Below are 15586 nucleotides of genomic sequence, written 5' to 3' on the forward strand. Positions count from 1 at the left end.
CGGGTGGGGGGTGGGAATGCAAAACACCCCCGGCCACAGTGGGTCGGGGGTGTTCTGGTTGTGAAGTTGTGTTCGGCGGTGTCCTACTCTCCCACACCCTGTCGAGTGCAGTACCATCGGCGCTGGAGGGCTTAGCTTCCGGGTTCGGAATGGGACCGGGCGTTTCCCCTCCGCTATGGCCGCCGTAACTCTGCGAAACAGTTACACACGGAACACAACAGATGTGTCACCGATCGTGCTGGTGAACATGTTGGTTCATTCAATTGTCGATACAACCTGAAACGTGTGTTGTTTCAGATATTGCACAGTGGACGCGCTTGCATTTTTTTTATGGTAAGTCCTCGGCCTATTAGTACCAGTCACCTGCATCGGTTACCCGACTTCCAGTTCTGGCCTATCAACCCGGTGGTCTGCCGGGGGCCTTACCCCCTCGAGGGGGTGAGAAACCTCATCTTGGAACAGGCTTCCCGCTTAGATGCTTTCAGCGGTTATCCCTTCCGAACGTAGCTAACCAGCGGTGCTCCTGGTGGAACAACTGGCACACCAGAGGTTCGTCCGTCCCGGTCCTCTCGTACTAGGGACAGCCTTCCTCAAGTTTCTAACGCGCGCGGCGGATAGAGACCGAACTGTCTCACGACGTTCTAAACCCAGCTCGCGTGCCGCTTTAATGGGCGAACAGCCCAACCCTTGGGACCTACTCCAGCCCCAGGATGCGACGAGCCGACATCGAGGTGCCAAACCATCCCGTCGATATGGACTCTTGGGGAAGATCAGCCTGTTATCCCCGGGGTACCTTTTATCCGTTGAGCGACACCGCTTCCACATGCCGGTGCCGGATCACTAGTCCCGACTTTCGTCCCTGCTCGACTTGTCAGTCTCACAGTCAAGCTCCCTTGTGCACTTGCACTCGACACCTGATTGCCAACCAGGCTGAGGGAACCTTTGGGCGCCTCCGTTACATTTTAGGAGGCAACCGCCCCAGTTAAACTACCCACCAGGCACTGTCCCTGAACCAGATCATGGTCCGAGGTTGAGGTATCCAATACGATCAGAGTGGTATTTCAACAACGACTCCACAGTAACTAGCGTCACCGCTTCACAGTCTCCCACCTATCCTACACAAACCGAACCGAACACCAATACCAAGCTATAGTGAAGGTCCCGGGGTCTTTTCGTCCTGCCGCGCGTAACGAGCATCTTTACTCGTACTGCAATTTCGCCGAGTCTATGGTTGAGACAGCTGAGAAGTCGTTACGCCATTCGTGCAGGTCGGAACTTACCCGACAAGGAATTTCGCTACCTTAGGATGGTTATAGTTACCACCGCCGTTTACTGGGGCTTAAATTCTCAGCTTCACCACCACAAGGGCAGTTAACCGGTCCTCTTAACCTTCCAGCACCGGGCAGGCGTCAGTCCGTATACATCGTCTTACGACTTCGCACGGACCTGTGTTTTTAGTAAACAGTCGCTTCTCACTGGTCTCTGCGACCCCACCCAGCTCACACTGCAAGAGTGATCACCGAACGAGGTCCCCCTTCTCCCGAAGTTACGGGGGCATTTTGCCGAGTTCCTTAACCATAGTTATCTCGATCGCCTTAGTATTCTCTACCTGACCACCTGTGTCGGTTTGGGGTACGGGCCGTGTGAAAGCTCGCTAGAGGCTTTTCTCGGCAGCATAGGATCACTGAATTCGCCTCAATCGGCTACGCATCACCTCTCAGGCTCGAATGAACGGCGGATTTGCCTACCGTTCGCCCTACAGGCTTACACCAGTACTACCACTGACTGGCCCAGCTACCTTCCTGCGTCACCCCATCGCTTGGCTACTACCAGATCAGGTCCCACGCATCCACCACACCCCTCACTCTCGAAAGAGATCGGTAACGTGGATTCAGGGTGGTTAGTGTCACTGATTCACCATGGGCGCGTTCACACGGGTACGGGAATATCAACCCGTTGTCCATCGGCTACGCCTGTCGGCCTCGTCTTAGGTCCCGACTCACCCTGGGCGGATTAACCTGGCCCAGGAACCCTTGGTCATTCGGCGGACGAGTTTCTCACTCGTCTTTCGCTACTCATGCCTGCATTCTCACTCGCGCAGCCTCCACACCTGGATCACTCCGATGCTTCCACGGCTGCACGACGCTCCCCTACCCACCCACACACCTGGCACACCCCCCGTAAGGGATATGCGGGCTATTGTGTGAGTGCCGCAGCTTCGGTGGTGTACTTGAGCCCCGCTACATTGTCGGCGCAGGATCACTTGACCAGTGAGCTATTACGCACTCTTTCAAGGGTGGCTGCTTCTAAGCCAACCTCCTGGTTGTCTTCGCGACCCCACATCCTTTTCCACTTAGTACACGCTTAGGGACCTTAGCTGGCGATCTGGGCTGTTTCCCTCTCGACTACGAACCTTATCGCCCGCAGTCTCACTGCCACGCTCTCACTCATCGGCATTCGGAGTTTGGCTGATTTCGGTAAGCCGGTAAGCCCCCTAGACCATCCAGTAGCTCTACCTCCGATGAGAAACACGTGACGCTGCACCTAAATGCATTTCGGGGAGAACCAGCTATCACGGAGTTTGATTGGCCTTTCACCCCTACCCACAACTCATCCCCTCAGTTTTCAACCTAAGTGGGTTCGGTCCTCCACGACGTCTTACCGTCGCTTCAACCTGGCCATGGGTAGATCACTCCGCTTCGGGTCTAGAACACGCCACTACACCACATAACATGGATACGCCCTATTCGGACTCGCTTTCGCTACGGCTACCCCACACGGGTTAACCTCGCGACATGCCACTAACTCGCAGGCTCATTCTTCAAAAGGCACGCCATCACCCCCAGCGAACAAGTCACTCGAAGGCTCTGACGGATTGTAAGCGCACGGTTTCAGGTACTATTTCACTCCCCTCCCGGGGTACTTTTCACCTTTCCCTCACGGTACTAGTCCGCTATCGGTCACCAGGGAGTATTCAGGCTTATCGGGTGGTCCCGACAGATTCACAGCAGATTTCACGGGCCCGCTGCTACTTGGGTATCCACTACAACAGTCACAGTATTTTCGTCTACGGGACTCTCACCCTCTACGACAGGCCGTTCCAGACCACTTCGACTAACACCATGATTTCTCACTGTCGGCCGATCCGGCAGAATCGACAAAGCAAACCCCACAACCCTCCATACGCAACCCCTGCCGGGTATCACACGCACAAAGTTTGGCCTCCTCCGCTTTCGCTCGCCACTACTCACGGAATCACAATTGTTTTCTCTTCCTGTGGGTACTGAGATGTTTCACTTCCCCACGTTCCCTCCACACACCCTATATATTCAGGTGCAGGTAACACGACATCACTCGTGCTGGGTTTCCCCATTCGGACACCCTCGGATCACAGCTCGGTTGACAGCTCCCCGAGGCTTATCGCAGCCTCCTACGTCCTTCATCGGCTCCTGGTGCCAAGGCATCCACCGTACGCTCTAAACTACTTACAATAAAGATGCTCGCGTCCACTGTGCAATTCTCAAACAACACACACACTCCCACCCACACTCCACACCATGACCACCACCGAAGTGATGCGGTCTGCTAGAAAGCGAAAGCCTGTATATGTCTTGCCTAGAAAGAAACACTCACGTGTTCTCTCAGGACCCAACAGTGCATCGATATAGCCACCGCCGGACAGTCATTGAAGACTCCCCGATACGCGATGTCTGATTGTCAGTGTTCCACCCGTGAGCTCCCGCCGTTCCACATGTGGGAACGAAACGGGCTCTGCCACACCATCATCTACTGACTGTTCAGCAGTGCACGGCCTGGAGAATGCTCCTTAGAAAGGAGGTGATCCAGCCGCACCTTCCGGTACGGCTACCTTGTTACGACTTCGTCCCAATCGCCGATCCCACCTTCGACGGCTCCCTCCCACAAGGGGTTAGGCCACCGGCTTCGGGTGTTACCGACTTTCATGACGTGACGGGCGGTGTGTACAAGGCCCGGGAACGTATTCACCGCAGCGTTGCTGATCTGCGATTACTAGCGACTCCGACTTCACGGGGTCGAGTTGCAGACCCCGATCCGAACTGAGACCAGCTTTAAGGGATTCGCTCCACCTCACGGTCTCGCAGCCCTCTGTACTGGCCATTGTAGCATGTGTGAAGCCCTGGACATAAGGGGCATGATGACTTGACGTCGTCCCCACCTTCCTCCGAGTTGACCCCGGCAGTCTCTTACGAGTCCCCGCCATAACGCGCTGGCAACATAAGACAAGGGTTGCGCTCGTTGCGGGACTTAACCCAACATCTCACGACACGAGCTGACGACAGCCATGCACCACCTGTACACCGACCACAAGGGGGACCGTATCTCTACGGTTTTCCGGTGTATGTCAAACCCAGGTAAGGTTCTTCGCGTTGCATCGAATTAATCCACATGCTCCGCCGCTTGTGCGGGCCCCCGTCAATTCCTTTGAGTTTTAGCCTTGCGGCCGTACTCCCCAGGCGGGGCGCTTAATGCGTTAGCTACGGCACAGATCCCGTGGAAGGAACCCACACCTAGCGCCCACCGTTTACGGCGTGGACTACCAGGGTATCTAATCCTGTTTGCTACCCACGCTTTCGTTCCTCAGCGTCAGTTGTTTCCCAGAGACCCGCCTTCGCCACCGGTGTTCCTCCTGATATCTGCGCATTTCACCGCTACACCAGGAATTCCAGTCTCCCCTGAAACACTCAAGTCTGCCCGTATCGCCTGCAAGCCCGAAGTTGAGCCCCGGGTTTTCACAAACGACGCGACAAACCGCCTACGAACTCTTTACGCCCAGTAATTCCGGACAACGCTCGCACCCTACGTATTACCGCGGCTGCTGGCACGTAGTTAGCCGGTGCTTCTTCTGCAGGTACCGTCACTCACGCTTCGTCCCTGCTGAAAGAGGTTTACAACCCGAAGGCCTTCATCCCTCACGCGGCGTCGCTGCATCAGGCTTCCGCCCATTGTGCAATATTCCCCACTGCTGCCTCCCGTAGGAGTCTGGGCCGTGTCTCAGTCCCAGTGTGGCCGGTCACCCTCTCAGGTCGGCTACCCGTCGTCGCCTTGGTAGGCCATTACCCCACCAACAAGCTGATAGGCCGCGGGCCCATCCTGCACCGATAAATCTTTCCACCACAACACATGCATGCTGTGGTCATATCCAGTATTAGACCCAGTTTCCCAGGCTTATCCCAGAGTGCAGGGCAGATCACCCACGTGTTACTCACCCGTTCGCCGCTCGTGTACCCCGAAAGGCCTTACCGCTCGACTTGCATGTGTTAAGCACGCCGCCAGCGTTCGTCCTGAGCCAGGATCAAACTCTCCGTAAAAGACTCTCGATCAATGGTCGAAACCACAAATCAGTCATAGACAAAAGAGTCAAATCACTAGCAAAAAAAACTCAACTAGCAAAAATAAAACAACACCCGACAACAACCACCACAAGCGGATGACTGATACATCGAATGCATTCACCAAAACAAAAAATTTCGGCACTGACATTCATCGACACACTGTTGAGTTCTCAAAGAACACGCACACACTCAACACCAACAGACACACCGTCTGCAAGCATCGAGGGCAACTGTTCCAGCCTATCCCAGCTTGGTCTCGGACACAAGGCCCGACTCTTGGGGGACAAACTTCGTCAAACACTCTGAACAACCCCCCAGTCCGTTAAGACCGGGTCGGTGTCCGTCGCTCTGACTCGACAAAAGTTACGCGACGAGCCGCGCATCTCCAAATCGCCTGGTCAGAGCGACTTCTGCGTGCGAAGTGCATCGCGGGCAAACCTCCGCGCCCAACCGGGTGAGTCTGAACCGCCGTTTCCCAGATAGAAGAGCGGACCATGCGCTCCGATGAGATCCAAGAACGCCACAGTTGGGTGCGCTGCATTTTGGGCCTCGAACGCGTCGTCACCGCCACCCCACCTCGAGGCGTGCATCGATTCCACGACCATGTCGTCCCGTTGCGCAGCCGAAGCCGATGCCGCAAGCGCCACCAGATAGAGAGTTCCCGAATCCTGTTCGTAGTCCTGTCGACCGAGAGGTAGTCGTGCAGCGCAGTGGTGCCAAAGGGCAATGGGGTCGTCCACGAGGAGCGAGCCGGCCTTGGTTCGCACCAGGGTCCCCTTCAGAACACGAACAACGCCCATCCCTCGAGCGGCTTCTCGGAGATCCGTCGCCTGATGGTGGTCGGTCTCTCGGTCGCTGGTACCTACCCAGCCGATGCCCCAGTCCAGCTGGTCACCAAGAAGCTCCACAACAGCCGGTGGCAGATGACCATCATCGGTCAACCGCACACCCAGGTCGCCCACGAGCTGCAGGAACCATGTCACTTTGGCCATCGCAATCTGCGCCACTGCAAGGTCGACGGAGCTCTCGATGGTCAGTTCGCATCTGGGCAAGAGTTCGATCAGACGCGGGACCGGCGCACCGACGACGCGCCGGAGGAATCGGGCGACCAAGGGCGAGGCCGCCGCACTCTCCGCCTCGACAGAGCGAGATGTCCACGCGCGACGAAGTCGATCATTGGCGTCGGCGACCGGCGTCGATCGTGTGTGGCTGGGCGAGTGCGCAGTCGGTGCGACGACCCCCTCGTCTGGCGGGCACTGCTCGGCTCCATCCAGGCACGTCGGTCGCAGATCATCGATATCGGTGTCCACCGAGTGCACACGGACTACGTGGACCCAATCGTCGCAGCGGTAGTGCAGCGTGTCACCCGGTGAAGCCAGGAGCGAATCGACCCTCACGTGGTCGCCCAGCTGGCCTGATTCGCCGGCCGCGAGAACCTCCGGCGCGCAGTATGCGTGTGCAGCCGACCCTTCGGCCAGCGTCATCGTGTACGCATCCTGCCCGCTCCACCCCATCGCTGCCTGCAGAATGGCGTGAAACTCGGGCAACAGAAGGTCGGACCGCACTCTGATGCGACGCCATACGGTCCGGCCCTCGATCGCCAGCTGTACATCCATCGTCAGCTGCACCATCTCCGAATACCCGCCGATGGTCGCCTTCTGCGCCGGGTCGTTCCGGCGAGGACGCAGACGGCTCGGTTCGGCCGGGAGGTCCGGCACCAAGGTCAGGTGCCGCGCTCGTCCGGTGCCATTCCGCATTCCCCGACTGTAAGTGAAAAGACACGACGTCGTGCCGTCACCGAACAGGCTGGAAAAGCCCGTCGTTGATTACTGCTACGTCGAATTCCAGCCTGTCGGCATGGTCCGCGAGGACAGTCGCCGTCAATTGCACCAGGTACTGCTCAGGAGCTCCCACCACGGCATACCGAGTAGTGACTGCAAGTTCCAACTGCTCCGCCATGAACGAACCGCGGATGAAGCGTGCAGGCCATCCGCCGAGATCCTCCGAGTGACCGACGCCTTCGTTCCACCCCGGCATCACACGGGCATCGGCGAAACTACAGTCCAGCAAACTCTCCGAATCGACTGCCGCAGAGAGCCTGCCGACGAGAAGGACTGCGTTGGGCGCGAACCCGTTCTCCACCAATCCCGGTTCGACCAGGACCGACGTAGCTCCTGGAAATTGACCTTCGGGCAACGTCTGCCAGCCTGCCGGGACGGCGGCGAATATACCGAGCTGTGCAGCGTGGTCCTGATCGACTGCCTGAATCTCGATGCCGTGCTCGGACAAGAATTGGGCGACTGTCGTTCCGTCGCTGCGCTGCGCCTGTGTATCGGCCATGTTGCTGTCTCCTGAGTTGTTCATCGATCCCGGGCCGATTCCAGAGAGCCGGTCTCCGCCACCAGACGTGCCTGCACGAGCCCCTCCAGGTATGCCGCGACGCCGTCGTCGTCGTTCGATGCCAGCACTCGGTGGGCGATCGACTTGATCTCAGGTAGCGCGTTGGCCGTGGTGAGAGGTGTTCCCGCCCATTCGAGCATGGGAACGTCGTTCAGCGCGTCGCCGACGGCGGCCACGGACTGCTGCTCGACGCCCAACTCCTGGCACAGACGCGACAGCGCACTTGCCTTCGACACTCCAGCGGCCGACATCTCGATGTAGGGCGCGCCCGAATGAGTGAGCTCGACGCCTCCCACCCGAGCGGCCGCTACCGTCCGATAAAGCTCGACGCTGGACAGATCGGGGTGACGCGCGACGATCTTGACCGTGGGTTCGGCGCTGAGCACAGTGCTCGAGATGTCCATCTCGCGTGGATCTCGATGATGATCGGCGAACACGCACAGTGCGGCGTAAGCGTGCTCGGCCACGAAACGCGTCGGCCCGACGGTGGCGAACACGACGCCCGGCACCAGCTGACGAACCCGGAGCATCGCGGTCGTCACCGCATCCGCCCCGATCGCCGACGTCTGTTCAATGACCGGTGTGCCGTCGGCGAGGTCGAGCACCACAGCACCGTTGGCGCCGATCGCCCGGCCGGTGAATCCACACGACTCGGCTAAATCATGAATGGAGTGCCGTGCGCGAGCCGACGCCCACACGATGTCAATTCCCGCGTCTTGTGCAGCCGCCATCGCGTCGGCTGTCCGAGAGGAGATGGTGCGATCGGAGCGCAGCAACGTGCCATCGAGATCGGTGGCTACTAGTTCGACGGTCACACCTGACGATGATGCCAGCGTCTTCTTTTCCTGAACAACTGCGCACCGGATCAGTCGGCGGTCGAGCGCAGCGTGAGCACGGTGATCTCGCTCGGCGCGAACACTCGAAAGGGCGGCCCCCAGTAGCCGGTCCCCCGCGAGGTGTACAGCTGAGTGCGAGTACCGTGCATGCTCAGTCCGCGCACCGTCGGCTGGTCCAGACGCACCAGGTATTCGAACGGCCAGATCTGCCCGCCGTGAGTATGGCCTGACACCTGGAGATCGACACCTCGTCGCACAGCCTCGTCGATCTGTTTCGGTTGATGCGCAAGCAAGAACACCGGAAGCTCCGGATCGGCCCCGTCCAGCGCGCGGTCGAGATCGGCACCGTGTCCCTCGGTTCTCGACCCCGCTGCAGTACGGTCGTCGACTCCGGCGATCACCAACCTGTCGCTACCTCGATACACCTCGATGTGCTTGTTGTGCAACGCAGTCCACCCGATCGACTCCATGTGCTCGAGCCACGCCTGTGCCTCGCCGAAGTACTCGTGGTTCCCAGTGACGTAGACCTTCGCATGCCTCGCTCGGACGTCCCTGAGCGGTTCCACCTGGTGACGTCTCCTCGCCACCGAACCGTCGGCGAGATCGCCTATATGACAGGCGATATCGGCGTCGAGCTCGTTGACTTTCTCGACTATCTTCGCCGACCACGCGGCACGGTCGATCGGACCGTAGTGAGTGTCGGTGATCATCACGACACGGAGACCGTCCAACCCCCTACCGAGCCGAGGAATGCGAACCTCCTTCTCCAGGACACGCGGCACCCTCATTGCCTCGTAGTGCCCCCACATCAACAGTCCTGCAACGACGATGACCACAGCCACTGCAATAGCTCGCGAGCGAAGCGGATCCTCGAATCCGACCAGTCCCAGAATCGAACCGAGTAGTGCACCGAGTGCGCTCCAGACGAACAGGACCCACGCCGTTCCCAGCAGAGTGTCCCCGATTCGTGCGGCACGATCGCTGCCACGTGCATGTCCGGCGGCCATTGCAACAGGCAGCGCGACGGCGGCTCCGCCGACCAGCACACAGCCCGCGATCCGTAGAGTCGTCGGCCACTCGGAACCCGCGAAGAACACCGTCCACAACGGTACCCCGAACAGCAGAACGACGACCAGCACAACGATCGAGGTCACGAAGAGCCGGCGCCTGAGCCGATGCGGAGCCGGGGTGAGATCATCGACCTCGGTTGGACGTGTTTGTGCCATGAGCAAACCCCCACTGATGTGACTGCGGTCGCCGAACCGGCGGTAGTACCAAGATACGCGGACAGCTAACCTATGCACCGGGCACACCATTGCGTGCGATCGGCCTGTTCAGAGCTTGGATTCCGATGCCAGCTGGGACTAGCCCGCACGTGTCGTGACGAACGAGTGGAGCGGTCAGGATGCAGTCCTTGCCCCGGCTACAGTGCGTCACCGATCGGGGTGTCCCCGTTGTCGAACTCGATGAAACGGCGAATCGTGGACGGATTGTCGACGGAGACCGCCGCCACGGCTGCGACGTCGTCACGCGTCACCGATGTCCCCGTCGCACCGTTCTCTCGGGTGGTGATGGATCCGGTGCCCTGATCGAGAGTCAGCGCGCTCGGCCCGAGAATGGTCCACGACAGCGACGTGCTCTTCAGGTATTCGTCAGCAGCAGCCTTCGCTTCCGCGTACGCGTGGAACGAGCTGCTTTCCTCTACGCCGTGGTCGGGGCCTGCCCCGAAATACGACACCATCACGTAGCGGGAAATCCCCACTCTGCCAGCTGCGTCCATCGAACGAATTGCGGCATCACGATCGACGGCGTACGTCCGATCGGGGTTACCACCGCCTGCTCCGGCGGACCAGACGACGGCGTCGAAACCGTCGATCAGCGCCGCAATCTTCTCTACATCGAGGTACTCGATGTCCGCGACCAGCGGCGTGGCACCGATATTTGCGATGTCGTCGACATGATCCGGATTGCGCACGATCGAACCGACTTGGTGGCCTTGCGCGATGAGCAGCGGCGCCAGACGGAGCGCAACTTGACCGTGGCCTCCGAAAATGGCGATTCGCGACATGGACATCTCCTTCGGCGTCGGGACAAGTCGCTGCCCACGCTATCGCACCTGGGCACCGAGGCGCCGACGCCGCCTTTTCAGGGACCGGGAGTTCAGATCCTCCTGTCGTGAAATCCGTTCACCGGCAACTCGATCGAGACGACAGAGCTGTCGGCGGCGCCGGAAGGCATCGTCCAGACCTCGGTCGATACGGCATCGGAGAAATCACCGGGCACCGCGCTCGGCAACACAACTTCGGTGACGACGTCATCGTGCCCCTGATCCAGTTCGACCGGGGCCCATTCGATCGGCTGAACAGGGCCGAGTTCGAGGCGAACCGAATCAGGCTCGATCCCCGAGGCCGCCAACGTCGACCACAGGCTGCTCAGTGCCGCTTCGCGATCGAGGTAGTACTGGGACTCACGCACTCGCCAAAACGTCCACCCGCACCGCTTCAGCTCTTGCTCGCGACGAAGATTGGCAATCGTGCGCTCGGGGCTGGCCAGGGCTGTGTCACCGTCGCATTCCACGGCCAATCTAGAGGCTTGCCCGGTCACGACCAGGTCGATGCGACGGTTGTTGACCTCAACCCCGGGATTGACATGGTAGCCACGATTGCGCAGATCGCAGAAGATCTGCTGCTCGAACAGTGACGCGAACTCCTCACGCCGAATCTCAGGGTCGACGCCGATCGGCATGGGTGCAGCGGGCGCGGGCGATACGGACGTCATATAGCTGAGAAGTGAGTTGCGCAAATCTGCGCGCTTGAGACGGTCCACCGTCACCGAATGGAACAGCCACAGTTGGTCCTGTGCACGAGATGCGGCAACGTTGTAGCGCCGCTTGAACTGATTCGCGGTAAGGGCCACGAATGGCTGACTTGGCGATACCACCATCGACAGCAGCACAACGCTCCGCTCGTCACCCTGGAAGTCCGGTGGCGTTCCGACCCTCAACCTGCGGTCCTCCCACTGGTCGATACCGATCCGTTTGATCAGTTCGTTTCTGATTTCGTCGACCTGCGACGTCCCCTGCAGCACGACGACGCCGAACGTCTTGCCGTCGTACTGGGGGTCGGCAAGACACTTGACGATCTGTCCGACGATGGCCAATGCCTCGACGCGATTGACCAGCGAGGCACCCTTGCCGACGACCGTCGCGTCGGGTACGAAGGTGTGACGCAGCGGCGGAAGACGATCCGCGCCGAACTGCCGGACAGGAACCAAGGGCGAGTCGCCGTAAAACTGCTGGCTCGACCAGTTGATGATCTCGGGCATCGACCGGAAGTGTTCTCGGAGTCGAACCACTTGGCCGAATCTCGTGCGCAGCATAGAAAACAGGCTCGAACGTGGGGTCAAGGTCGCACGAACATGCTCGGGAAGGTCGGGGAGATAAACGTCGAGCCTGTTGAAAACATCTTCGAGCGTTCCCGTCTGCGGAACGTCGGCGGGCGCGCACTGGCGGTCGTCGCCGACGACGATGACCCGGGGTGCCAGATACAGAAGAAACAGGCTGCTGATGTCTGCCTGGCTCGCCTCGTCGACGACGACCACATCGAAGCTGTCCGCGACAGGAGGCACCGACGCAAGTACCTGTGCAAGCGGCATCACCCAAGCAGGTACTGCGCTCTGCGCGTCTCTCATCGCCGAACGTGCTGCACTGCGGAATGTCTCCGCGTACTTGCCCGCGCCGGCACCGATGGCGGAGACGTGTTCTCGATACGTCTGCAGCGCACGGACTTCCACTGCCGTCATCCTCTCGAGGCAGTCACGCCACGCCATTGCAGCACCGAGCGTTGCCGTCAGATACGCCAGATCCGCTTCGGCGGCATTCAATTCGGCGTCGAGGCGGTGTTCGAGTCCAGCCTGATGTTGCTCACCGACCCATTCGCGTGCGCGTCGCCAGGCCCACGCCTTGGACATCTGCCAGCTCAGCTCGTCCCATTCGGGATCTGCGGCGGTATCGACGACCAGCTCATGGAGCGCTGGCGCCGCTTCGACGAGCCTCGCGGAGAGTTCGTCCTGATCGATCTGATCAGTCTGCTCCTCGCAGGCGAGGAGGTAGCTCTCGCAGGCGGTTGCAACCGCGTCGGCGTCGGCCGAACTCAGGGCCGCAACGAGTGCATTCCCCTCGGGCGATGGTCCAGCATCCATTTGCACGGCAACGGAATACAGGATCGAATCAAGCTCACCGCGCGCGACATCGGCGTCGATTCGTGTTGCGATCGCGCCGGCCGCGCCGGCAAACTTCGTTGCGTCGTCGAGATTTCGAATCCAGGGAGCCGAGGGCGAGACCGCGTAGAGGCGCTGGACCAGGGCGTCACGGGCCTGGAGCGCACCCGCTACCCGAACCAATTTGCTGGTCACGAGCTGGAGATCGTTGACCTGACGCGACCGTGACCCCTCCGTCGAAACCGTGATCCCCAGATCGCTCAACAGAACTGCCGCCGTGTGCACGATATCGAGGGCACGAACATGCTCGGTCGCCAGACGCACGGCGGACGCAGACACCGCCGGCGCACCATCCACGAGGGCAACGATGTCGAGCTGTTCGACGGCCTTCTGCTGATCGCTCTTGCGGAATCGCCCCTTCCACTCCTGACCTGACTCCAGTGCTAGCGCAAAGGATTCCAAAGCATGCAGTGCCGCATTCGAGGTCACCGAGCACTCGACGTCGTGCGCGCCGACGAAGCGATCCGACTGCGCGGCGACCTCGACGGTGGAGACGATCCCGCTCACTCTCGACCACAGGTGGGCAGCCTCACCGGAAAGCACAGAGTCGGTCAGCTGCCGATAGACCGCGTCCAGCTCCATAACTTCGCGTACGCGCGCATCGAGTTCCTCGCACAGGCGCCGGATGTCGAAGGCTGCCGCGGGGTCGACTCCCCCCAGGAACTCGACGAGCTGTGAGGATTGCTCGGACGTAGTGTCCGCAGCGGCCCTCGCCCGGAGACAGAGCGACCGCAGCTCGGCCGAATTCGGCAGCATCGAATCCAGCGCGGGCAACGACTGACGGGTACGCGCAGCCCTGCCCGGCGGTGACGTGGCGATGAGCCGCCTGAATCGGTCGACCTCGGTGCCGCTCAATGGCGGTCGCTCTGTGAACAGCGGGCCCGGCAGCCACTCGTGGGCTTCCTCCAACGAGGTGACCTTGCGAACTACGGAAGCGGCCGTGCCACCGAATCCGTCGGAGATGTATTGGTGTACAACTGTTTCCGAGTTTCGGAGCTCTGCCACGGCGTCGAGCAGGGCTGCCCGCTTGGCAACTGCTTCGGCGCGCCGAACCTTCAGCGATTCGATCTTCTCGGCTTCGTCGATGTCGTTGTAGGCGGCTTTGCGGTCAGCGATTCGCGAGACACTGCGACTGAGTTCCTCAGAACCCCCGCGAGACAAGTCGGTGATCGAGACACACAATTCTTGGAGCTCGGGCGGAAGCTTGTCCCGGAGCACACGCAACGCTTGTGACTTCTCACTGGTGACGAGAACACGTTGGCCGCGCGCGAGCAACGACGAGACAAGGTTCGCGATCGTGTGCGTCTTACCTGTCCCAGGCGGGCCCTCCACGACCACTCCACTGTCGCGACCGAGCCGGTGGACGATCTGAGACTGCTCGGCATTGGCGGGGAGAGGGAACATCGGATCTTCGGCGAGCTCCCCCGAGTCCGCAGCCCCCGTCCGTTCGAGCCAGGCGAGCCGATCCTCGGGTTCGATGGGTTCGACGAGCTGCGCAAGCCCCAACGGAATGGAGGCACCGTGTTCACCCAAGTCAGCGATCATCTGCTCGTAGTAGTCCAGCAAGGCGTACGAATCGCGCTTGCGCAGCACCAGCGCGGGGGCCAGTACGAGCGTCGGTCGCGTCGCAGCCCCGAACGACGTCGGTCGATCGAGAGCGTCCGGGGTGTCGACCTGCACGTCCAGCGCCGTCCGAGCCCACTCGACGAGGAACTCCGACACCGCCGGTGCCAGCGGGGAGGGAACCCGGTCGGTCAGCGACCGCTGCAGCGCGACGGAGCTGGATGCGTCGAAGGCGTCGTTCCCGGCGAGCAGACGGGTGTCCTCCACACGCGGCTGCGCATGTGCGGCGTACCTGACCAGCAGATCCCCGGTCCGCACGTCACGTTCGACGGTGGCACTCTGCGTGATGAGATGAGTGCGCACTGCACTCGCGGACTCGCTTCCCGCGAGGCCGAGCAGACCCGATGCGACGACGACTTCGACGGACTCAGGCCTTGACGTGAGCTCCTGCATCATCAACTGGAGCGATTCGTACAACGACGCCCGCGGCCTGAGCTTGCGGTCGGCCTCGGCCCACCTTCGCCATTCGGCCAGGTACGCGGCGAACTCCTGGCGGACCTCGTACGCCTTCCGCACGTCGAAATCGGCATCGGAATCCTCGTCGGCACCCGGCTGCGCGGCCTCGACCAACTCGAGGGTTCGGTACCTGCTGTCGGACACCATGGCGGGATCGACGAGTCCGAGCAGTAGCTTCGGCAACTCAGGAGGGTCCGCGGTATCCACACGTCCAGCGCGAAAGACGACGCCGCCAGATCCCGCGTTCCGATCGAGCCGTGCAACGCCCGCTTCGTCGTCGATCCACTGAATCCGCAGGTGATCGTCGTAGTCCAGAACCGGTTCGGTGCGCGCCGTGACAATCTCTCGCAAGAATTGCAGTAGTCGAAGTACGCGGCCCGCGACGTTCTGCGAACCGGGGCCATCCACGTGGTCACGACCGGGAAGCGATGAAGTCGACACTGTTGAACCTCTGAACTACTCGAACGGCCATCCTAGAACAGGGCGGATGCTTGCAATCACGCGTCAGAGTAGTCGTCACATCCGCATTGGTCATCGGCTGCGTACTCCGAGACTGTTCACTCGTGGTTTTTCACAATGAGCCACCCGGCATTCGAGTCCACATCACAGGCTAGACGTCCG

General features: G+C 60.5%; 6 protein-coding genes and 3 rRNA genes. All 9 read right to left on the reverse strand.

From position 1 onward, the window contains the following. Positions 1-70: 70 nt before the first annotated feature. The 9 genes from rrf to WDS16_RS15410 all read right to left on the reverse strand — a co-directional run bounded on the left by rrf (position 71) and on the right by WDS16_RS15410 (position 15373). Positions 71-187 (reverse strand): 5S ribosomal RNA (rrf, locus tag WDS16_RS15370). 142 nt (positions 188-329) lie between these two features. Continuing rightward, positions 330-3491: ribosomal RNA gene (locus WDS16_RS15375) — 23S ribosomal RNA — on the reverse strand. A 339-nt stretch (positions 3492-3830) separates the two neighbouring features. Further along, positions 3831-5348, reverse strand: a 16S ribosomal RNA gene (locus WDS16_RS15380). Together the 16S, 23S and 5S rRNA genes form the textbook arrangement of a ribosomal RNA operon. Positions 5349-5770: 422 nt before the next feature. Next, positions 5771-7129, reverse strand: a complete 1359-nt coding sequence (locus tag WDS16_RS15385; protein ID WP_338886110.1) for an IS1096 element passenger TnpR family protein — start codon at positions 7127-7129, stop codon at positions 5771-5773. A gap of 37 nt (positions 7130-7166) precedes the next feature. Beyond that, entirely contained in the window at positions 7167-7712 is a 546-nt protein-coding gene (locus tag WDS16_RS15390) for an LpqN/LpqT family lipoprotein (protein WP_338886111.1), read from the reverse strand. Between the two features lie 20 nt (positions 7713-7732). Beyond that, on the reverse strand, positions 7733-8587 hold the full coding sequence (locus tag WDS16_RS15395; protein WP_338886112.1) for an HAD-IIB family hydrolase: 855 nt from the start codon (positions 8585-8587) through the stop codon (positions 7733-7735). A 50-nt stretch (positions 8588-8637) separates the two neighbouring features. Then, a complete protein-coding gene (locus WDS16_RS15400; protein WP_338886113.1) occupies positions 8638-9834 on the reverse strand; it encodes a metallophosphoesterase in 1197 nt (398 codons plus the stop codon). A 197-nt stretch (positions 9835-10031) separates the two neighbouring features. Then, positions 10032-10676, reverse strand: a complete 645-nt coding sequence (locus WDS16_RS15405) for an NAD(P)-dependent oxidoreductase (RefSeq protein WP_338886114.1) — start codon at positions 10674-10676, stop codon at positions 10032-10034. A 92-nt stretch (positions 10677-10768) separates the two neighbouring features. Further along, positions 10769-15373: an AAA domain-containing protein gene (locus tag WDS16_RS15410; RefSeq protein WP_338893472.1), complete on the reverse strand. Its 4605-nt coding sequence runs from the start codon at positions 15371-15373 to the stop codon at positions 10769-10771. Positions 15374-15586: the final 213 nt, after the last annotated feature.

The organism is Rhodococcus sovatensis, from assembly GCF_037327425.1.
Classification (GTDB): Bacteria; Actinomycetota; Actinomycetes; order Mycobacteriales; family Mycobacteriaceae; genus Rhodococcoides; species Rhodococcoides sovatense.

What these genes read in the sequence shown, in the direction of transcription:
- WDS16_RS15405 (WP_338886114.1), bottom strand. Translation starts at nt 10,676, where the DNA reads ATGTCGCGAATCGCCATTTTCGGAGGCCACGGTCAAGTTGCGCTCCGT.
- WDS16_RS15400 (WP_338886113.1), bottom strand. Translation starts at nt 9,834, where the DNA reads ATGGCACAAACACGTCCAACCGAGGTCGATGATCTCACCCCGGCTCCG.
- WDS16_RS15390 (WP_338886111.1), bottom strand. Translation starts at nt 7,712, where the DNA reads ATGGCCGATACACAGGCGCAGCGCAGCGACGGAACGACAGTCGCCCAA.
- WDS16_RS15385 (WP_338886110.1), bottom strand. Translation starts at nt 7,129, where the DNA reads ATGCGGAATGGCACCGGACGAGCGCGGCACCTGACCTTGGTGCCGGAC.